Raw genomic sequence first — 20,130 nt, 5'->3', positions numbered from 1 at the left:
CTATGGTAACCATAGCTTTCTTTTTTGTCCTTTAGACCAGTCATAATTAAGTTAGATCTGCGGATAATTATGAGTAACAGACTTAAAACATAATACGAGTTTAAAAAAAGGAAGAATACGTCGTCTGTATATTTCTACATAATACATCTGGAAAAGCAGATGCGCAAAAAAAACTTACTGAAGAAGTTCGTTTCAGTAACTTTTTTACTATATCTAAGAGTTCTAATCTTTAAGGTTTATATAAATATTCTAACATAGTAGATTGTATCTTTAAAATACTCGCTTCTGATATGGACGTTTAAACCATTATAGGTATGTTGTGATATTAAAGGTATGCCTTCACCATCAAATGAGGTTACTAGGGACCCGTGAAATATCTTCTTGCTTGAGTTTTGAAAGAAAATTAAATCACCCAATGTTAATTCTGAAATATCTTTTAATAATCTTCCTTTTGGTCCGTAATTGCTTTTTGTAGAATTATTCATTAAAAACCAATAGAGAGAACTTGCTACAGACCAGTTTATAGAGCACTTATAGTAAGGTGATGAAGATATAGATTGATAAAACCATGGTAAATTACTGTACTGCATTCTTGAACCACCAGCTAATAAACATTGTGATAAGAAGCTTGCACAATCACCACCTATCTTACCAGATGGTTTCATGTATACAAACTTGCTATTGGGGGATAAAGCATATTGAGTAGCGTAGGATACGGCAGCTATATTATTATAATACATAATTCATCCATAAAAATTGTTATATGATCATAATATTCAAATCTAAATAAAATGTACTATACTAAATATCTAATTTATTTACAATTTATATTTTACGGCCTTTTCAATATAATTATTGAGAAGGCCATAAAATGATATGTATACATAAATATCTATATAATTTCTATATACAAGTAATAATTATCTATGTTTACTTAATCTATATACCTCAGGGGTATCTTCAGTTATTACCTTAAATTCATATCCATTGCTTTTATAATAATCTATTATTTCTGGCAGAGCAGCAGCAGTGTTTTTATTTAGATAACCACAATGCATAAGTACTACAGCTGGATTTTTATCACTTTTTGCTCTAGAAAAAATCTTATATGGTGCTAAGCTAGGATTCATTCCGTCAGTTGAATCTACATTCCAATCATAGATTTTAAAATTGCTACTGTGAAGGGTATCTACCATTGCCGTAGTTAATTTATAAGAATTGTTGTTACAGCCAAATGGAAATCGTATTATAGTTGTTTTTACTCCTGTAACGTCATAAATTATTTGTTGAGTTAACAACATTTCATCCACGAAGCTTTGATTGCTTCTATAAATCTTATCTTTTTCATGACTATAAGTATGAAGACCTACTGCATTTCCTTCATCAACCATTCTTTTTACTAGTGGTTCTTGACCTTTAATCATATTGCCGATAAGAAAGAATGTAGCGTGAACATTTTTTTCTTTTAAAATATCTAAAACTTTATTATTTAATTTTCCACTAGGTCCATCATCAAATGTTAAATAAACCACTTTTTGATCATTCGAAGTTTCTTCGTATGCAAAGACATTAACAAAACTTAAATTAAATAAAATTAATGATAAGAGGATACAAAATGCAATTCGAGTAGTATGCCTCATATAATCGCCTCCTAGAGATTTTTACTAATTATTTATTTTCATCTTTTTTATTATTTCAAATACGGGAAAAAATATTGTCTTTTTTATTAGGAAATACAATCCAGTTTGGAAGAGTTTGCATAAAACGGTATTGAGTACTGTGTTATACAGTAACTATAATTATAATTTACAATTTGTTCATGGATTTTTGATTAATAAATGATATAATAAAATCAATACAAGGATTCAGTGAATTTTGTAAATCATTTAAATAGGAATAAAAATAAATACATGATGCCGAAATTAATATTTTTAAATGGGTATTTTATATTTTAAATATTAAGTGTTTAATTTATATGTGCATATGTATATTAGGAGAAGAGGTATCAAGTTTTAATAATGGAAAGTATAGTGAAGATTTTGGTTGTCATTGCAATAATAATAGGAGCAGTGATGCTATTTAAACTCCTATTGCCTGTAATATTGCTTGTAGTATTTGCAGTATGGTTATATAAAACTATAAAAAATAGCAGTATGTTTTCTTCAAGAAATAAACATAAAAAAGATAATCCAATAAAGCAAAACTTAAACGATCATGTCAAAACTAATTCTACAGGTGGCAAAGTTGTAGATGTGGATTATGAAGAATTATAATTGTGTTAATGTAATATACTCTGATATTGAATATGAATTTTAAAAGCATCTTGAACAACAGGGTGCTTTTTTACTGAATAAAAATATAGACACTTCAAAATAGCTAAAACAAGTAATTATAAATGTTTAACATAGCTTTTTAGGTTATACAGCAAAAACCAACCTGATCTCTCTGTTAGTTTTGTTTCATAAACGCCAATTTTTTAGTGCTCAAAGGTATAAATTCATTTTTTCTTTAATAGGTTAAAAGTATACTTAGAAATTACAATAAAGATATAATATGTAGCATTATAAAGAAATAGTTAAAATAACAAAGATAAATACTAATAATCGGTAAATAGGATAAAAAACAGTGAAAAATAAGTTGAAAACATGTTGACAACGTATTCATTAGAATTTATAATGAAATTACAGTAGATCACAAACGTTAATGCAACCGATTGCGCTAATGTTTGAAATATTATAAATTAATTAATTATGGGGGGTACAATATGAGTAAACGTGTAAAGGTTTTAGCAACAGTAATGTCAGCTCTAGTAATTTCAAGTGCATTTATAGGATGTGGAAAGAAAGATGATTCCACAGCTGCAAAGGATTCTAAGGGTGGAAAAGAATTAGTTGTTTGGTCACATTTAATGACTAATGAAGTAAAAGAATTAGACAAGATTGCTCAACAATGGGCTAAGGAAACTGGTAACAAGGTTAAGGTTGTAGAGGACAAGGGTGATTTCCAAGCTTATATTCAAGCATCACAAAGTTCTAAAGGTCCAGACATAATGTATGGTTTAGCAAATGATAACCTTGGAACATTCCAAAAAGCTGGAGTATTAGCAGAAGTTCCTTCAGGAGTTATTGATAAGAGCAAATTCGCATCTCAATCAGTAATTGATGCTGTTACTTTACAAGGTAAGCAATATGCAGTTCCAATAGCTATGGAAACATATGCATTATTCTATAATACTGATAAAGTAAAAGAAGTTCCTAAATCAATGGACGAGTTAGTTACTAAAGCTAAAGAAGTTGGATTTAAATATGATGTAAATAACTTCTATTATTCATATGCTTTCCTTGCTGCAAACGGTGGATACGTATTTAAGAATAATAACGGTTCATTAGATGCAAAAGATATCGGATTAAACAACGATGGTGCAGTAAAAGGATATCAATTCATCCAAGATCTAGTTGTTAAAAATAAGTTTATGAGCGCTGATATAAAGGGCGATGGAGCAAAGGGTGACTTCCAAGCTGGTAAGATAGGTTTCTATATTTCAGGTCCTTGGGATGTTAAGGGTTTCCAAGATGCTAAAGTTCCATTTAAAGTAGTTCCACTACCACAAACTAACGGAAAAGCTACTCCATCATTCATGGGAGTTCAAACAGCATTCGTAAGTTCAAAATCTAAGAACCAAGATACAGCTTGGGAATTAATGAAATACTTAAACGACAAGACTCCACTAGTACTATTTGAAACTGGAAACAGAATACCAGTATTAAATGATGCTTTAAATAGTGATAAGTTCAAGGCTAGTGAAACAGCTGTTCAATTTGCTGAACAAGCTAAAGTTGCACAACCAATGCCAAATATACCTGAAATCCAAGCTATGTGGACACCAGGTGCAAATAATTTACAACTTTTAACTGCTGGAAAAGTAGATGCTAAAAAAGCTGCAGATACTACAGTAGAACAAATCAAACAAGGTATTGCACAACAAAAATAATTTAGGTTAAACTATATAGGGGGATAAATCCCCCTTTTTTAAAAAATAATTAGGGGGGTTAGTTGTGGAAAGAGTTACAAGCAATAGAAGAAATGGATTAAAAGCAATTCCATATTTATTACCAGCACTTATTTCAATATTTATCTTTACAGTATTACCAATTATATATACAATATATGTCTCTTTGACTGATTTCACCATGTATAACAGAGATAATTATCATTTTGTAGGATTGAGCAATTTTGTAGACGTATTAACTGGACCTTTTAAACAGGTTTTTTTACCAGTTTTTGGATGGACAATATCCTTTGCATTAATATCAACAGCAACTTGTTTCTTTGTAGGATTGATAATAGCGCTTGTTCTTTCAAATAAAAATATGAAAGAGGCGTTCGTATATAAAGCTTTCTTAGTTATTCCATGGACATTGCCTGTAGCTGTAGCTATATTATCTTGGCAAGGATTATTAAATACAGATTACGGTGCGATTAATACACTTTTAATAAACTTTCACTTTATAAAAGAGCCGTTACAATGGTTGACTAATCCATTGTGGGCAAGAATAGCAATTATAATAGTAAATATTTGGTTAGGATTCCCATATATGATGAATATATGTATAGGAGCTATATCAGCAATATCAGAAGATCAATATGAAGCAGCAGAAGTAGATGGAGCTAGCAAATTTGTTCAATTTAGAAAAATAACTTTACCAGAGTTAACAAGAACAGCATATCCACTATTAATATCATCCTTTGCATTTAACTTTAATAACTTTAGTTCTGCATTCCTTCTTACTACAGGTGGACCAGCAAGACTTGATACACAATTCGCAGGTTATACAGACATACTTTCATCAACAACATATAAGTTAGCAACACAATTTGGAAGATATGACATAGGATCAGCACTTTCAATAATAATATTCTTAATAATAGCTACAATTTCAGTTGCACAAATGAAAGCATCAGGACAATTTAAGGAGGTTGATTAGTATGCTATCTGTTAAAGAATCAAGCAATATTAGAACTAATTTGAAATATAAGAAAAAACTTAGACCTTCTGAAGTAAGAAGCCTTTGGCTTGGAAGAATATTTATCTGGATTGTTGTGATTATAACAATGATTCCTATAATTGCAGTAGTAACTTCATCAATGGCTTCTGGAGATGCTTTTGTACAGACATCATTTTTCCCTAAAGAATGGACTCTAAAGAACTATGCAAAAGTAATTAATGAAACAGATTTTCTAATTTGGATGAAGAACTCTATGATTTTATGTTTTTCAGTAGCATTTATTCAGTTAGCTATGACTCTTCCAGCAGCATTTGCATTTGCTAGAGTTAGATTTAGAGGAAGAAAAAATGGTCTTATGACACTACTTGTTCTTCAATATTTCCCAGCAACAATGGCTTTACCAGCAATATTAGGTATTGCTTATAAGTTCGAATTTATGGATAGGTTCTGGACTCTTATAATATTACTTGCAGGTGGGTCAGCGTATAGCATATGGCTCCTTAAAGGATTTATTGATGGTATTCCGAAAGATTTAGATGAAGCTGCCTATGTTGATGGTGCTACTACTTGGCAGATGTTTATTAAAATAATATTGCCATTGACTAGATCAATGCTTGTAGTTATGTTCTTATTCTCCTTCATAGGAACATATTCAGAATTTATATTCACTTCTGCATTAATGAAAGATGCAGCAAATCAGACTATAGCAACAGGGTTACAAAGTTTTATAAAAAATCAATTTTCAGCAAACTGGACTCAATTCTCAGCAGCTGCAGTAATGGCATCACTTCCTATTTCTATAGTGTTTACTGCATTCCAGAAATTTATTGCTCAAGGTCTTGTAGCTGGATCAGTAAAGGGTTAATAAATAAAGACTTCAAATCATTAGATAATATAATATTTGATTAAAAATTTTCAAAACTTTATCGGTACAATCCATAAGGTTTTGAAAATTTTAATTATATAGCAAGATTTATTATTGATTTTAAAATGAAGATACTATAGATGTACCACTTAATTTTTAAATTTATATCTTAAAATTCTCCTCACATAATATGGAAGAATTTTGAAAATGATTTTCAAATTGAAGTTGTACTTCTTTAAAAGAAACTTTTATAAAAATAATAATACTATTGGTACATTAGCTTGTAGTAAATTTTTTAGTCTTTATAAAAGGTAAAAAAATATATTAATATAGCTGGTGTTTACCTAATCTTAATAAGAGGTGGAACATATGAACAAACATGCAATACATCATATAACAGAGGCTCCGTATGCTTATGGTACAGGAGATAAATCTTTACATTTAAAGCTTAGAACAGCAAAAGACGATTTAAAATCGGTAGTTGTTTACTATAAAGATAGATATGATTGGGAAAATGAATTTGATACTATAGAATTGAAAAAAGCAAATACTTCTGATCTTTTTGATTACTATGAAATTAATATTGAAGTAGAAGAAAAAAGGTTTAGATATTTCTTTGAATTGATAGATTTAGAGGATAATAAGTTTTTCCTAAATGAAAGAGGGTTAGTTGATAAAAAACCTAGTAATCCTAATGCGTTCCAGTTTCCATTCCTTTGTAAAGCAGATTTGTATAAAGAAGTAGAATGGGCACAAGAAGGGGTAGTTTATCAAATCTTCCCAGATAGATTCTCCAATGGAGATAAGAATAATGATCCTAAGGGGACACTTCCTTGGGGGGATGAAGTAACTCCTGAAACTATGTTTGGAGGAGACCTACAAGGTATAATTAATAAGGTGGACTATCTTAGTGACTTAGGCGTAAATATACTTTACATGACTCCAATATTTAAATCTAGATCTAACCACAAATATGACACAACTAACTACTATGAAATAGATCCTCAGTTCGGAGATAACGAAACACTAAGAGAATTGGTTAAGAAATGCCATGATAATGGGATTAAGGTTGTTTTAGATGCAGTTTATAATCATTCAGGAAGTGATTTCTTTGCTTTTGAAGATTTAGTAGAGAAAGGTGAGAAATCAAAATATAAGGATTGGTATTTTGTTGACTCCTACCCAGTAGATATGAAGGAAGTTAATTATGTAACATTTGCAAATAAGGTTTCAAGAATGCCTAAATTGAATACAAGCAATCCTGAAGTTAAAGATTATTTATTAAAGGTTTCTAAGTATTGGATTGAAGAGATAGGAATTGATGGTTGGAGACTAGATGTTTGTGATGAGGTAGATCATGCATTTTGGAGAGATTTCAAAAAAGCTGTAAAGGAATCGAAGGAAGATGGGTTTATAATTGGTGAGATAATGCATGAATCCAATTCTTTCTTAAAAGGAGATCAGTTAGATTCAATAATGAACTATCCTTTTAGAGAATGCTGTTTAGACTTTTTTGCAAGGAAAGTTATGAATGCTGATGAACTTGATCATATCCTTGCTGAGAGCAGAGCTTTATATATGAATTCAGTGAATAGGCAGTTGTTAAACCTTATAGATAGTCATGATACTGCTAGATTTTTAACTGAGTGTGAAGGCGATAAGGATAAGATGAAACTTGCTATTGCTCTTCAATACACATATATAGGAATCCCATACATATACTATGGTGATGAAATCGGAATGGAAGGTAAGAATGATCCTGATTGCAGAAGATGTATGATATGGGATAAAGAAAAACAAGATTTAGATATGTTCGACCTATACAAAACTTTAAATGATGTTAGAAAGAAATCTAAGGCTCTTGTGTATGGCGACTATACTAATATATGTAAGGATGGAATGGCATTAGGTTTCATAAGAAGTTATAAAGATGAAAAAGTATTAGTTTTAATAAACAACAATGAAGAGAAATATGAGTATTTATTAGATATTAATGATTTAGCTTATGATCTATATGAAAATAAAAAGCAAACGATTGATGGTAAAATAGTTCTAGAACCAATGTCATTTAAGATTCTAAAATTAAGTTAACATTAGCTTATGCAAGTTTATCAGACTTATTTTTTGATATATTGAAGTTAATCAATACTGTATTGGTACATTACGAAAACTTAATTTATACTAGTTAAAAATATATAGATTATTTAATATAGCTTAAGGACAACCGATATTAAACATTGGTTGTCTTTTTGCATATATTAAATTATATTAAAAACAAAACTTAGGATTTATCTTACTGTCGAAGTTAATCACATAACTGGTATCTCTTACATAATATGTAGAAGAAGGATGAAAAGGAGGGGTACCACTGTGGGTATGAAATTTTCTGATAATCTATATAACAATGAAACTTTAGAATGGCTAAATGGTAATTATGAACTTGGAAGTGATTTTGCGTCAAATAATCAGGTGAACATTGAAAATAATTTTGATGTAGATGTTGACGTAGAGCAATTTAATGAAGCTACCATTAGAGAAGAAAAACGTAATAGCGGATGTAAGGACAATCAACATGATCAACATCATGATGATTGCCATGATGACCAACATCATGATGATTGCCATGATGACCATCATCATGAAAGAAAAGGTGGCAAAATAGTATTTACATCAAGACTTATTAGTGTGGATGGTGAACCAATTAGTGGAGTAAGAGTTTTTCTACTAAGATTAGATACTTGCGGTTGCGAAACAAAGTTCTGTTTTGTATCATCAAAAATCACTGATAGAAATGGTAGAGCTGTATTCGAAGGATTGAGAGATGGTATTTATAAGGTAGTTCAACCAATAGATAAATGCGTTTTCAGAGATCCAATATATGTCCCAAGTGATCAGGTTACTATAGACAGAAATCACAGAGAACGTCAAGTTACAGCTATTAACAGAATTAGAAAAGAAGTTTTAGCAAACTTTAATCAAAATAGATGCTGTAACAACTTCAATAATTGTTGTGGAAGCTTTGGTAACAACTGTGGTGGATTTAATGATTGCGGTTGTGGCTTTGACGGTTTCTGGATTTTATTATTGCTATTCGGTTTCTGCGGCTGCGGATTCTGGTTTATATAACATGAGTAAATTATAAAATAGATAAGGTGCCACCTAGGCATCTTATCTATTTTATATTTTTTTGCTATAATAAGAGAAAACTATATATGTGAAAATAATTGTAGAAAACATACAAAACTTTTATACAATTTAGGAGTATAAATATTAGTTATAAGTTACTAATAAAAAAGTATAGCTAACTGGTATTTTACTATTATATTGAAACAATATTGAAAAGGATGGAAGATATTAAGTATGAAAATGAGAATTAAATATTTTGAAGGAGCAACAAAATTAAAAAAAATAGAAAAAGGTAATTGGATTGATGTATTTGCAAATAAAGATATATTTATTAAAGTTGGGGAAAGAGCAATGATTCCGCTAGGGTTTGCATTAGAATTACCTGAAGGGTGGGAAGCTCATTTAGCACCTAGAAGTTCAACATTCAAAACATGGGGAATCATTCAAACTAATTCCGTTGGTGTTGTCGATGATACATATATAGGTGATAACGATCAATGGCATATGCCGGTTTATTGTTTGCAAGGAAAACATTTAGAGAAATGTTCAGAAACACTTTCAAATCAATTTTTATGTGAGATCGAATCTGATGGGACCTGGATTAAGAGTGGAGATAAAATAGGACAATTTAGGATAATGGAGGTCATGCCAGATTTAGAATTTGAAGAAGTGGAATCTTTTGGAAATAGTGACCGTGGTGGATTTGGTTCTACTGGGTTAAGATAAAAGAGGTACTTACATAGAAAAATAGGCTCTAGTGGATATGAAACCACTAGAGCCTATTTTTTACTCTAAAGGAAAGTATAAAGTTTTCATGACGGGTAAACCTAGAGATTTCAGTGGATTTGCAAGCTTTTTAAGAATTTGCTTCTAGTTCTTCCCATTGCTCGTATAAACAATCTATTTCTACTTGAGTGGAGAGAATTTCTTTATTAACCTTTTCACTCTCTGTTGGGTTAGAATATACTTCCTCTAAGCATAAATCTTCCTGTAATTTTAATAGTTTCTCTTCTAATATAGAGATGTCTTTTTCTAAGTTTTTCAACTTTAAACTGTTTTCTTTTTCTAATTTTTCAGCTTCTTTTTTCTTTTTTCTTTCTTCCTTGATTTGAGTTTTAGTCTTGCCTAGTTGTTCTTCTTCTAATCCTTCATATCTATTAGGATTTTTCTTCTTTTCAGTATAATAGTTATAATTTCCTAGATATTCTTTAATTCCATTCTGCTCTAATTCATATATTTTATTTATAACTTTGTTTAAAAAATATCTATCATGGGATATTACAATTAAAGTACCATCATAATCAAGGATAGCGTCTTCTAAGGCTTCTCTTGACATTATATCCAAGTGATTTGTTGGTTCATCTAGCAATAGAAAGTTTGATTTAGAAAGCATAAGCTTAAGCAGGTTTATTCTGCATCTCTCTCCACCACTTAAGTTTTCTATCTTTTTAAATACATCTTCATTGAAAAATAAGAAAGATGCTAAAGCTGTTCTTATTTCTGTAGTACTCATCTTCGGAAATTCATCCCAAACTTCATCAATTACTGTTTTTTCAAGATTTAAATTGGACTGTTCTTGGTCGTAGTAACCTAGAAACACATTCTTTCCTAAATAGGTAATTCCACTATCAGCTTTTATATCTTCCATTATTATTTTGAAAAGTGTAGTCTTGCCCCTACCGTTCTCACCTATTAATGCAACCTTGTCACCTCTTCTAAGATCAAAGTTAACATCCTCAAATAATAATTTATCGCTGTATCTTTTGGATAAATTCTCTACATGGATTACGTCATTACCACTTTTAATTTGGGAGTGAAAAGAAATCCTTGTTCCATTTTTTTCTCTATCAGGAGCATCCATTTTTTCCATTTTATCTAGTGCTTTTTGTCTGCTTTCTGCAGCACGTATACTTTTTTCTCTATTAAAAGATCGAAATTTTTCTATAATGTCCTCTTGTCTTTTAATCTCCGATTGTTGTAGGTTAAATGCTTTTAATTTGGCATCATAATCTTTCTTTCTAAGTTCTAAATACTTAGTGTATGGAGCATTATAGCAGTTAACATGGCCATTTATAAGTTCATAGGTATGTGTTGTTATACCGTCTAAGAAAAATCTATCATGGGATATTACTAAAACAGTTCCTTTATAGTTTTTAAGATATTCTTCAAGCCATTCAATAGCATCTAAATCTAAGTGATTAGTAGGTTCATCTAATAAAAGCAACTCTGGCTTTATTAAAAGTAACTTACATAGGGCTACTCTAGTTTTTTGACCACCACTTAGAACATTGATAGGCTTATCGAAATCCTCTTCTGTAAATCCTAAACCTTTTAATACTCTAGAAATTTCTCCTCTAAAAATATAGCCGCCTCTATTTTCGTATAGTTCATGACCTTGAGTATAATCTTTAATTAACTTATCATGATATTCCTGTTTTGATGAGTCATAGGGTTCATTCATTTTTTCTTCGATATTTTTTAGCTTTTTTTCAAGATTCATTAAATCAGAAAAAACTATAAGCATCTCATCCATTATTGTGTTAAAGTTTTCTAACGCAAGATGCTGTGAAAGATATCCCAAAGTGCTGTTTTTATCTATAAAAACTTCACCGCTATCATAAGAAACTTCTCTTGTAAGTATACGGAATAATGTAGACTTTCCTTCACCATTTGCCCCTATTAGTCCGACTTTTTCACCTTCATTTATATTAAAAGTTACATCCTTTAAAATTTCATCTATACCAAAACTTTTTTTAATATTTTTACAACTTAAGATTATCATAAATAAAACTCCTTTATACTGACAATTATAAATGTATGAAAGAAAAATAAAATTTGTGATTTCAATTTTGTTACATACATGCAAACACGATTAATTATACTATCCATATCACTTTTACACAAATACTCAAATAAATAATATTATTAATAATATTATTTAAACTATTATATATAATAATACTGTAAATAAGCAAGAAGCTTAAGAAAGGAAGTGAACCATTAGAATATATGAACAAAAGAAAAAAGATAATAACATTGATTGGAGTAATAACTTTAATATGTACTGCTTTTGGATTTCTTCAGTTTAGAAAGAATAAATCTAACAACATTTCTGTAAAAACTATACTAGTTACAAAAGAGAACATAAAATCTTATTTAAATACCACAGGAGTTGTTAAGGCTAAAAACGTTAAAGATTATTACGGTTCACAGTTGAAAGTCACCAACATCAACTTCAAGATTGGAGACAAAGTGAAGAAAGGTGACATTCTAATGAGCTTCGATATATCGGATATGCAAAATGCTGCTAAGCAAGCAAAAATTCAATATGATAGTGCAATTTTACAAAGACAGGACTTATTAAATCAAAATGTAAAGATAAACAGTAAGATTACAGATTTAGATAGAGAAATAGCAGATGTCAAGATTAAAATTGAGCAGTTTAAGTTAGATAGGAATACGGTAACTAATAATTATGGCTTTATAAATAGTGTGAGTGCGTTAAAAGATAAAATTACAAATAAGGAAAGGAAGTATTCAAAAGAAGCCGCAAACACTTTAGATAATAATGAACAAGATGCTACAATAGCTCAGGCTGACAGTAGTGCAAGTATAGGTGTTTTGCAGCAGCTATCAAAAACTCTGACTACACTTGAAACGCAAAAAAATAACATACAACCAATATCAGAAGAAAAACTTAAGCAGATGGATAATACAGTTTCTCTTGCTAAGATTGCTTTTGAATCAGCTAACTCTAGACTAAGATATATGCCAGAGAGCTTAACAGCTGATTTTGGCGGAACTGTCACTTCATTAAATGCAGCTATAGGAAGTATAGCGAGTCCTACTTTGGTGGCAGTGACTATTGAAGATTTAGAAAATTTAAAAGTGATTGTATCCTTAGGAAAATCAGATATTGATAAAGTAAAAGTGAATCAGAACGCTACAATCAAAAGCAATGGAAAAGAGTACAATGGGAAAATATCTTTTATAAGTCCTTCAGGTAAAAAAGGAGTATCTGGAATTGGTATGATAGCGACTACCGCAAGTAATGATGTAACAATGGATGCAGAAATTGAACTTTCAAAATCTGATGAAAACCTAAAAACAGAATTTGATGTAGATGTAGATATTTTACTTGCCGAGAGAAACTCTGTAGTAACAGTACCGATGGAAGCAATAAAAGCTGTAAAAGGAGGGCGTTATGTTGTATATGTCGTAGATGCTAATAGGAGAGTATCAGAAAGAGAAGTACAGGTAGGAATAAAATCTGAGATAAATGCTGAAATTGTTAAAGGTATAAATATAGGAGAAAGGATAATATTAAATCCAAGTACTATGATAAGGGATGGAATTACGGTTAGGCTTAATGGTAAAGGAGTAGGGAATGATTGAGATTTCAGAGATATACAAAACTTATAAAACTGGAGAATTAAACTTTACTGCGCTTAAAGGGGTAAGCTTTGAAATAAAGAGAGGTGAGTTTGCCTCAATTATGGGACCATCAGGCTCAGGAAAAAGCACTCTGATGAATATACTTGGATGTTTAGATAGACTGGATACAGGAAAGTACATACTAAATGGAGAGAACGTATCTAATATGACTGACAATGAGTTAGCAAAAGTAAGAAATAAAGAAATAGGTTTTGTTTTTCAAAACTTTAATCTTTTGCCTAGGATGACTATACTTGAAAATGTTGAACTACCTATGATATATGCCGGTATTTCGGCTAAGGAAAGAAGAAGTAGAGCGCTCTTAGCTTTAGAGAAGGTTTCACTTACAAATTGGATAAAGCATAAGCCTAATGAAATATCTGGAGGACAGAAACAAAGGGTAGCTATTGCAAGAGCTATAGTTAATTCTCCATCAGTAATTATGGCTGATGAACCTACAGGAAACTTGGATTCGCAGGTTAGTCTAGAGGTCATGAAGATATTTCAAGATTTAAATGAAGAAGGAGCCACTATAATAATGGTCACCCACGAACCTGATATAGCAATGTACACAAAAAGATTGGTTAAAGTCAAAGATGGATTAATAATTAACGATGAGAAAGTTGAAAATAGAATTATTATAAATAATACAGCGATCTAAACGTAACTTTAGTATCAGGAATGCTTCTGAGATTGAGGCGTTAAGACATAGGTCTCATTTAAAATTAATTAATAATTTAGGGGGATTAAGATGGACTTTATAGAAAACTTTAAAATGTCCCTAGACAGCATTAAAGCTAATAAGTTAAGATCATTTTTAACCATGTTAGGAATAATAATTGGAATAAGTTCTGTTATTGCGATACTATCTCTTGGAAATGGTGGAAAAGCTAGTATCACTGGAGAGTTGGAGAAAATAGGCTCCTCTACAGTGGAGTTAAAGGTGTCTGGACAACAAATTGCGAAATCAGATTATTTCAGTATAAATGATGTGAAAGCTATAAAGGATAAAAGTGAAAATGTTAAATACATATCTCCATTAATACAGAAATCAGGAACTGTAAGAGTAAATGATAAAAGTAAAAGGGCTGTAGTATATGGAGGAAACACAGATTTTAGCTACATACAGAATTACGAATTCCTATTTGGACGCTTTTTCAATGAAAGAGAGATGGAAGATGGGAAAAATGTAGCAGTTATTGATGAAATTACTGCAGAATATCTATTTGGATATAAGGATATTACAGGAGAATCTATATTAATAGGAAGAAATAATTCTCCTAAAAAAGTGACAGTTGTTGGTGTAACCAAGTCTTCTGAACTTATGGTAGGATTCGCACAAGACCAAATTCCAGCCTTTATAGCTATGCCTGTTTCTACAATAGAAAATATTTATGATCTTAGCGATAATTTTGATAGTATGTATGTTTTAGCTGAGACAAAGGATAATGTTGATACTGCAACAAGTGATTCAATAAATATTTTAGAATCCAGACATAATAACAAAGGTAAAGAGATATATACTGGAGAAAAGCTTATGAAGCAGGTTGAGCAAGTAAATAAAGTCATAGATATATTTACTTCATTCATAGGAGCGGTTGCAGCTATATCATTGCTTGTAGGTGGAATCGGAGTAATGAACATTATGCTTGTGTCAGTAACTGAAAGAACAAGAGAAATAGGTATAAGAAAGGCAATAGGAGCTACTACCAACTTAATTTTGATTCAATTTCTAACTGAATCAGTTATTATATCTTTAATAGGTGGAATAGTTGGAATGGTTATAGGTATTTTAGGTGCCTTTGCTATAGGAAGGTTAGCCAATGTTACGCCTATTTTATACATTAAACATATATTTCTTGTGATATTATTTTCTATGAGTGTAGGGATATTCTTCGGTATTTATCCTGCTCGAAAAGCAGCAAGATTAGATCCGATAGATGCTCTAAGATATGAATAAATAATGAAAAATATCATTTTTTAGATTTTCTTCATAGATATTGATAAAGACTGTTATGCAAAAAACTCGCTGAATAATATTATTTCAGCGAGTTCTTTTATGTCTATTCCTTTGGAGAATACTTTATAGAAAGGGCAATTAGTTTTTTTACAATCATTTTAGAAACTGGAAAAGGAATTTTATAGGCTTCGAGGCTTTTCATGATTGAACCATTATTTTCTTCTATTTTACTAAATATTTGATTAACCTTATCGCTGGTCAGTCTTTCATCAAAATCAGTATCTATATCTTCAAAAAGTTGAACAGGGACTGGTACATAACCTCTGTTAATCTCAGTGGAACTGTTGAAAAGCGAATTAAACCAATATGTTGAAGAAAGCTTTATTTTGTTGAAATTATCTCCGATTGATGACCTGTTATTAAATCCATTCAAATATAGATTGTTTGTAAAAGGTATTGAGTTTTCAGTGAATGGAACTATATTCTCTGAGAAAGGACCTGAATTTTCTAAAAAAGGAACACTATTCTCTGAAAATGGAACAAACTTATCTGAAGATAACTTAGTATTATCAGAAATAGATAATAGATTTTCAGAAAAAGGAGAATCATATTCTCCTATAAAGGGCTCGAAGCTCAAATCATCATTAATTGATTTATCCATGTACTTCCTATCAGGATACATTTTTATACCTCCAAATAAAACTCTTATAATTATATGTTTAAATAATATGAAGATTTAATAAAAGTAGACTAATATATTGAAAATTTAATTTTTGGTATATGTTTCATAGGTGTATGAAATTAAGGTGTCACTACATCCGATGCCTTAATGAGCTTACGCAAAAAAAATCACTAATAAAGAACAAATAGTGATTTTTTGAGGCCATTACATCTGAAAAAATCATTTAATTCTAATAGCTCGCTCATATAGCATCTCCTGTATAACCATTTAATTTCTAAAATACTATTGATTATATAACGTCTTGGAAGATGTTAAGTAATGTATCAATATTGTTGAAGTCTTAATGAGTTGCGTAAGGAATTCATATCAGTAACCTCCCTGGAAAGCTTGTATATACATACGGTATATTGAAATAATTGTAAAAATATAAGAATGTAAAGAGTGTGATGTACATTAGTACGATATGTGAATAGTATATATTGGAGGGAGTTTGTTATGATGAAAAAAAGAGAAATGAACTTTAGAGAATTATTTTTGGGTATGGAACAAGCTATTCCTTTAGCAAACGGACGAAAAATAACTCCTATTAATTTTGATAATGCTGCTACCACACCTGCTATGAAGCAAGTTTTACACTGTGTCAATAAGTTTTTACCGCTGTATGGATCAATAGGTAGAGGAAAAGGATATAAGTCGAAAGTTAGTACAGAACTATATAACGATGCGAGAGATGAAATATTAAAGTTTTTCAACCTTAGCGATAGAGATGACTATACAGTAATATTTGTGAAAAATACAACTGAAGGTATTAATACTCTTGTTAACATTTTGATTGAAGATAGTTCAGAGATTGTTCTTACAACAAGAATGGAGCATCACTCGAATGACTTGCCTTGGAGAGAAAAATGTGTAGTTGAATACGTTGAGGTAGATGATAATGGGAGATTAAAAATTGATCAATTTCAAGAAAGATTAGATAAAGCTAAAGGAAGTATAAAATTAGTTAGTGTAACAGGGGCCTCCAATGTTACTGGTTATATAAACGATATTCATAAGATAGCTAAGATTGCTCATAAAAATGGTGCTGAAATAATCGTCGATGGTGCACAATTAGTTCCGCATAGAAAAGTTGATATGAATTATACTGATGAAGATGAAGATGATGATATTGACTATTTAGTTTTTTCTGCTCACAAGATGTATGCGCCTTTTGGAAGTGGAGCGATAGTTGGTAAAAAGAATAAGTTTAACAATAGTTTGCCATTGTTAAAGGGTGGAGGAACAGTAGATATCGTTACAGATGACGAAGTTTACTGGTTAGACGCACCTGAGAGAGATGAGGGAGGTACTCCAAATGTGTTAGGGGTTATAGCTTTGGTAGCGGCTATTTATGAGTTCAATAGGATTGGATTTAATAACATTGAGGAGCATGAAGACTTACTTAGAGACTATCTCTCGGAAGGATTAAGAAGTATGCCAGATGTTATTACCTATGGTGATTTAAATGATAAAAATAAACTAGGATTAGTATCTATTAATTTAAAAAATATTTATCATGAAGATCTAGCTGGCATGTTATCAGATTTAAGGGGAATAGCAGTAAGAAGTGGTTGCTTTTGTGCTCAGCCGTATGCTAAACGTTTATTGGATGTTACCGATGAAGAAGTGCTAAGTTTCATACGGGGAAATAGAGGTAGAAAACCTGGTATGGTAAGAATAAGCTTTGGTATGTACAATACAATAAATGAAATTAATGAATTTCTAAATGTATTGGAATATATAATAAGAAAACATCTATACTAATAAAAGTTCTATTTGTCTAACCGTGAACAATGAAACAATACAGGCTATATGAATATTTTGTTCATATAGCCTGTATATATATTTAAATATGTAATTAACTACAACTACATCCTGAAAACTTTATATTTTGGTAGAGAGTCTGAAAGCTTATAAGCTGGTTGGTCGAAAACTAATGGCTTAAGATATTCGATTGCTTCAATAGTTAAGTTATTGCACTCTTTATTTATCCATTCTAGAGGAAAATATTTAACTTTATTGGCTACTTTATCTGCTTCAATTAAGAAGGTAGAAGAACTGTATATTTCAGTTTCTTCTCTTTTTATAGCAACCATATAGCCAGAATGACCATCTGCAGCATATTTAAGAGCATCTCTGCCAACCATTTTAGCTTCATCAAAGTCAACTTTTGATGCTGAATGCATAGCACATCTTTGTAAAACTCCGAGTTCTAGAGTTTTTACTCTATTAGTTATACCTGCATTTATTATCAAAGTACGAAGAAAGTGAGCAACACCACCAAGCTGAGTATGACCAAACTTATCATGAGCCCCACCTTGGGAGGACATTGTTAGAAAATCACCATTTTCGTCTCTAAGACCTTCGGATGCCACTATGTAAACATGGTTATTTCTCTTAAACGTTTCTCTAACATCATTTATAAATTTTATCTTATCGAAAGCAACTTCTGGTAGATATATGAAATCAGCTGCTTTTTTGTCCCCCACGCTAGCTAGAGCTCCAGCAGCAGCTAACCAACCAGTATCTCTACCCATTGTTTCTAATATAAATATTCCATTATCGGTATATACAGTAGAATCTAAGTAGGTTTCTATTGTAGAAGTAGCTATGAATTTTGCAGCACTACCAAAGCCTGGTGTATGATCAGTAAACATTAAATCATTATCTATAGTCTTTGGAATACCTATAAATTTAATATCGATATTATGATCTTTTGCATATCTGCTAAGTTTAGCAGTAGTATCCATTGAGTCATTTCCACCTATATAAAAGAAAGCCTTTATATTTAGTTCATTAAGTATAGACATAAGTGAAACATATTCATCTTCACATACTGAAGAATCTTTTAGCTTGTACCTACAAGAACCTAACCCAGATGATGGAGTATGTTGAAATATTTCAAGCTCTGTACTATCCATTTCAGATAAATTAATTATCTTTCTATTCAATATTCCTTCTATACCATTTAATCCAGCATAGACGTTGTTATATATATTTAAATCCTTATTAGCTTCAACTAAACCAAAAACACTAGAATTTATAACTGAAGTTGGACCACCTGATTGGGCAACAATACAATTCATTATATCTCTCCTTTGTACTGAGTAGTTTAAATGTGCTATACTATTTAGCTAAATAATACGTACAATGAATACTATACTACAAAATATGATAAATATAAAGCCTATTAAAGTAAAAGAATATAATTTATATATTTAGAATTGTCTCATAATTAAGCTTAAATATTATCACAGGTCTAATTTTTTGAAAGCATTGCATTTGAAGAATAAAATTAAAGACTTGAAAATACAATAGTATTGTATGAAGTCATACAAATATATCTTTATACTTTGAAAGTTAGAAGAAAAGGGGGACAAACTATGGAAATGAAAAGTTTATTAATCATTTCAGTTGCATTAGCAATGGATGCATCGGCAATTGCTTTGAGTATAGGTATAAATTGTGCTGTGAGCAAAACTAAGAAAATACTCTTCGCTATTTCATTCGGTTTCTTTCAGTTTTTGTTATCATTTTTAGGTACCTACTTTGGTGTATTATTTGAAGAATATGTTACTTCTATACCTAATATAATCGGTGGTATGGTAATTGCCTTTACAGGAGTAATGATGATAAAAGATGGCATGGAGCAAAAAGATGAATGTTTATTACTAAACCCAAAGATGTACTTTGTTCTTGGAATTTCAGTAAGTATAGATGCATTAGTAGTTGGATTTACAGTGTTTCACCACGTTGAAAATACAATTTCTATATTATTTAATTCTATAACAATTGGATTAGTAACATTTGTACTTAGCATGTGTGCTTTTTTCTTTTCAAGATATATGCGAAGAATAGAATTAATTTCAAAATATGCAGATTACATAGGTGGTATAATCCTTCTACTTTTTGGATTGAAAATGATATTTGCATAATTTAGATATATCGGTTCAATCCATGAGTTATTTTTAAAACTTTTCTTGATATGAGAGACGGAGTTGGAAATACAAACTTTATT

Annotated in this window: 17 protein-coding genes; 12 read left to right on the top strand and 5 right to left on the bottom strand. The window is 30.6% G+C overall.

Annotated features, from left to right (window positions below; genetic code table 11):
• Positions 1-236 precede the first annotated feature (236 nt).
• Positions 237-740, bottom strand: a complete 504-nt coding sequence (locus OCU55_RS12640; RefSeq protein ID WP_261852670.1) for an amidase domain-containing protein — start codon at positions 738-740, stop codon at positions 237-239.
• Between the two features lie 180 nt (positions 741-920).
• Positions 921-1,640, bottom strand: coding sequence for a polysaccharide deacetylase family protein (locus OCU55_RS12635; RefSeq protein ID WP_261852669.1), 720 nt, complete (start codon positions 1,638-1,640; stop codon positions 921-923).
• A gap of 378 nt (positions 1,641-2,018) precedes the next feature.
• Here OCU55_RS12635 and OCU55_RS12630 point away from each other — a divergent pair, with 378 nt between their 5' ends.
• The 7 genes from OCU55_RS12630 to OCU55_RS12600 all read left to right on the top strand — a co-directional run bounded on the left by OCU55_RS12630 (position 2,019) and on the right by OCU55_RS12600 (position 9,723).
• Positions 2,019-2,273 (top strand): hypothetical protein, encoded by a 255-nt coding sequence (locus OCU55_RS12630; RefSeq protein ID WP_261852668.1) that lies wholly within the window; start codon positions 2,019-2,021, stop codon positions 2,271-2,273.
• A gap of 491 nt (positions 2,274-2,764) precedes the next feature.
• A complete protein-coding gene (locus tag OCU55_RS12625) occupies positions 2,765-3,991 on the top strand; it encodes a sugar ABC transporter substrate-binding protein (RefSeq protein WP_261852667.1) in 1,227 nt (408 codons plus the stop codon).
• A 64-nt stretch (positions 3,992-4,055) separates the two neighbouring features.
• A complete protein-coding gene (locus OCU55_RS12620) occupies positions 4,056-4,985 on the top strand; it encodes a carbohydrate ABC transporter permease (RefSeq protein WP_261852666.1) in 930 nt (309 codons plus the stop codon).
• Position 4,986: 1 nt separating this feature from the next.
• Positions 4,987-5,871, top strand: coding sequence for a sugar ABC transporter permease (locus OCU55_RS12615; protein ID WP_261852665.1), 885 nt, complete (start codon positions 4,987-4,989; stop codon positions 5,869-5,871).
• A gap of 369 nt (positions 5,872-6,240) precedes the next feature.
• Positions 6,241-7,962, top strand: a complete 1,722-nt coding sequence (locus OCU55_RS12610; RefSeq protein WP_261852664.1) for a glycoside hydrolase family 13 protein — start codon at positions 6,241-6,243, stop codon at positions 7,960-7,962.
• Between the two features lie 279 nt (positions 7,963-8,241).
• Positions 8,242-8,997 carry a prealbumin-like fold domain-containing protein gene (locus OCU55_RS12605; RefSeq protein WP_261852663.1) on the top strand — a complete coding sequence of 252 codons (756 nt, stop codon included), beginning with the start codon at positions 8,242-8,244 and terminating at the stop codon, positions 8,995-8,997.
• A gap of 234 nt (positions 8,998-9,231) precedes the next feature.
• Positions 9,232-9,723, top strand: a complete 492-nt coding sequence (locus OCU55_RS12600; protein WP_261852662.1) for a dUTP diphosphatase — start codon at positions 9,232-9,234, stop codon at positions 9,721-9,723.
• 130 nt (positions 9,724-9,853) lie between these two features.
• Here OCU55_RS12600 and abc-f read toward each other — a convergent pair whose 3' ends face one another.
• Complete coding sequence (abc-f, locus tag OCU55_RS12595; protein WP_261852661.1) at positions 9,854-11,779, bottom strand: ribosomal protection-like ABC-F family protein; 1,926 nt, start codon at positions 11,777-11,779, stop codon at positions 9,854-9,856.
• Between the two features lie 227 nt (positions 11,780-12,006).
• Between abc-f and OCU55_RS12590 the strand changes: the two genes are divergently transcribed.
• The 3 genes from OCU55_RS12590 to OCU55_RS12580 all read left to right on the top strand — a co-directional run bounded on the left by OCU55_RS12590 (position 12,007) and on the right by OCU55_RS12580 (position 15,391).
• Entirely contained in the window at positions 12,007-13,392 is a 1,386-nt protein-coding gene (locus OCU55_RS12590; protein WP_261852660.1) for an efflux RND transporter periplasmic adaptor subunit, read from the top strand.
• Positions 13,385-14,092 (top strand): ABC transporter ATP-binding protein, encoded by a 708-nt coding sequence (locus OCU55_RS12585; protein WP_261852659.1) that lies wholly within the window; start codon positions 13,385-13,387, stop codon positions 14,090-14,092. Before OCU55_RS12590 ends, OCU55_RS12585 begins: the two co-directional genes overlap by 8 nt.
• A gap of 90 nt (positions 14,093-14,182) precedes the next feature.
• Positions 14,183-15,391, top strand: a complete 1,209-nt coding sequence (locus OCU55_RS12580) for an ABC transporter permease (RefSeq protein WP_261852658.1) — start codon at positions 14,183-14,185, stop codon at positions 15,389-15,391.
• A 103-nt stretch (positions 15,392-15,494) separates the two neighbouring features.
• Here the strand turns inward: OCU55_RS12580 and OCU55_RS12575 are convergent, their stop codons facing one another.
• The gene (locus tag OCU55_RS12575) at positions 15,495-16,073 is read right to left on the bottom strand and encodes a hypothetical protein (protein WP_261852657.1); all 579 of its coding nucleotides are present in this window, start codon (positions 16,071-16,073) and stop codon (positions 15,495-15,497) included.
• 495 nt (positions 16,074-16,568) lie between these two features.
• Here OCU55_RS12575 and OCU55_RS12570 point away from each other — a divergent pair, with 495 nt between their 5' ends.
• Complete coding sequence (locus OCU55_RS12570) at positions 16,569-17,876, top strand: aminotransferase class V-fold PLP-dependent enzyme (protein WP_261852656.1); 1,308 nt, start codon at positions 16,569-16,571, stop codon at positions 17,874-17,876.
• Between the two features lie 104 nt (positions 17,877-17,980).
• Here the strand turns inward: OCU55_RS12570 and OCU55_RS12565 are convergent, their stop codons facing one another.
• Positions 17,981-19,198, bottom strand: a complete 1,218-nt coding sequence (locus OCU55_RS12565; RefSeq protein WP_261852655.1) for a 6-phosphofructokinase — start codon at positions 19,196-19,198, stop codon at positions 17,981-17,983.
• A gap of 297 nt (positions 19,199-19,495) precedes the next feature.
• Between OCU55_RS12565 and OCU55_RS12560 the strand changes: the two genes are divergently transcribed.
• A complete protein-coding gene (locus OCU55_RS12560; RefSeq protein ID WP_261852654.1) occupies positions 19,496-20,047 on the top strand; it encodes a manganese efflux pump MntP in 552 nt (183 codons plus the stop codon).
• Positions 20,048-20,130: the final 83 nt, after the last annotated feature.

It is taken from the genome of Clostridium folliculivorans, assembly GCF_024341905.1.
In the GTDB taxonomy this organism is placed as follows: Bacteria; Bacillota; Clostridia; order Clostridiales; family Clostridiaceae; genus Clostridium_AR; species Clostridium_AR folliculivorans.
Note: the sequence above shows the minus strand (reverse complement) of the source record. Positions and strands in the feature narration are given on the sequence as shown.

Coding starts and splice junctions, on each gene's coding strand:
- OCU55_RS12565 (WP_261852655.1), bottom strand. CDS start 19,198: ATGAATTGTATTGTTGCCCAATCAGGTGGTCCAACTTCAGTTATAAAT.
- OCU55_RS12640 (WP_261852670.1), bottom strand. CDS start 740: ATGTATTATAATAATATAGCTGCCGTATCCTACGCTACTCAATATGCT.
- OCU55_RS12610 (WP_261852664.1), top strand. CDS start 6,241: ATGAACAAACATGCAATACATCATATAACAGAGGCTCCGTATGCTTAT.
- abc-f (WP_261852661.1), bottom strand. CDS start 11,779: ATGATAATCTTAAGTTGTAAAAATATTAAAAAAAGTTTTGGTATAGAT.
- OCU55_RS12585 (WP_261852659.1), top strand. CDS start 13,385: ATGATTGAGATTTCAGAGATATACAAAACTTATAAAACTGGAGAATTA.
- OCU55_RS12590 (WP_261852660.1), top strand. CDS start 12,007: ATGAACAAAAGAAAAAAGATAATAACATTGATTGGAGTAATAACTTTA.
- OCU55_RS12600 (WP_261852662.1), top strand. CDS start 9,232: ATGAAAATGAGAATTAAATATTTTGAAGGAGCAACAAAATTAAAAAAA.
- OCU55_RS12625 (WP_261852667.1), top strand. CDS start 2,765: ATGAGTAAACGTGTAAAGGTTTTAGCAACAGTAATGTCAGCTCTAGTA.
- OCU55_RS12570 (WP_261852656.1), top strand. CDS start 16,569: ATGATGAAAAAAAGAGAAATGAACTTTAGAGAATTATTTTTGGGTATG.
- OCU55_RS12630 (WP_261852668.1), top strand. CDS start 2,019: ATGGAAAGTATAGTGAAGATTTTGGTTGTCATTGCAATAATAATAGGA.
- OCU55_RS12615 (WP_261852665.1), top strand. CDS start 4,987: ATGCTATCTGTTAAAGAATCAAGCAATATTAGAACTAATTTGAAATAT.
- OCU55_RS12580 (WP_261852658.1), top strand. CDS start 14,183: ATGGACTTTATAGAAAACTTTAAAATGTCCCTAGACAGCATTAAAGCT.
- OCU55_RS12560 (WP_261852654.1), top strand. CDS start 19,496: ATGGAAATGAAAAGTTTATTAATCATTTCAGTTGCATTAGCAATGGAT.
- OCU55_RS12575 (WP_261852657.1), bottom strand. CDS start 16,073: ATGTATCCTGATAGGAAGTACATGGATAAATCAATTAATGATGATTTG.
- OCU55_RS12635 (WP_261852669.1), bottom strand. CDS start 1,640: ATGAGGCATACTACTCGAATTGCATTTTGTATCCTCTTATCATTAATT.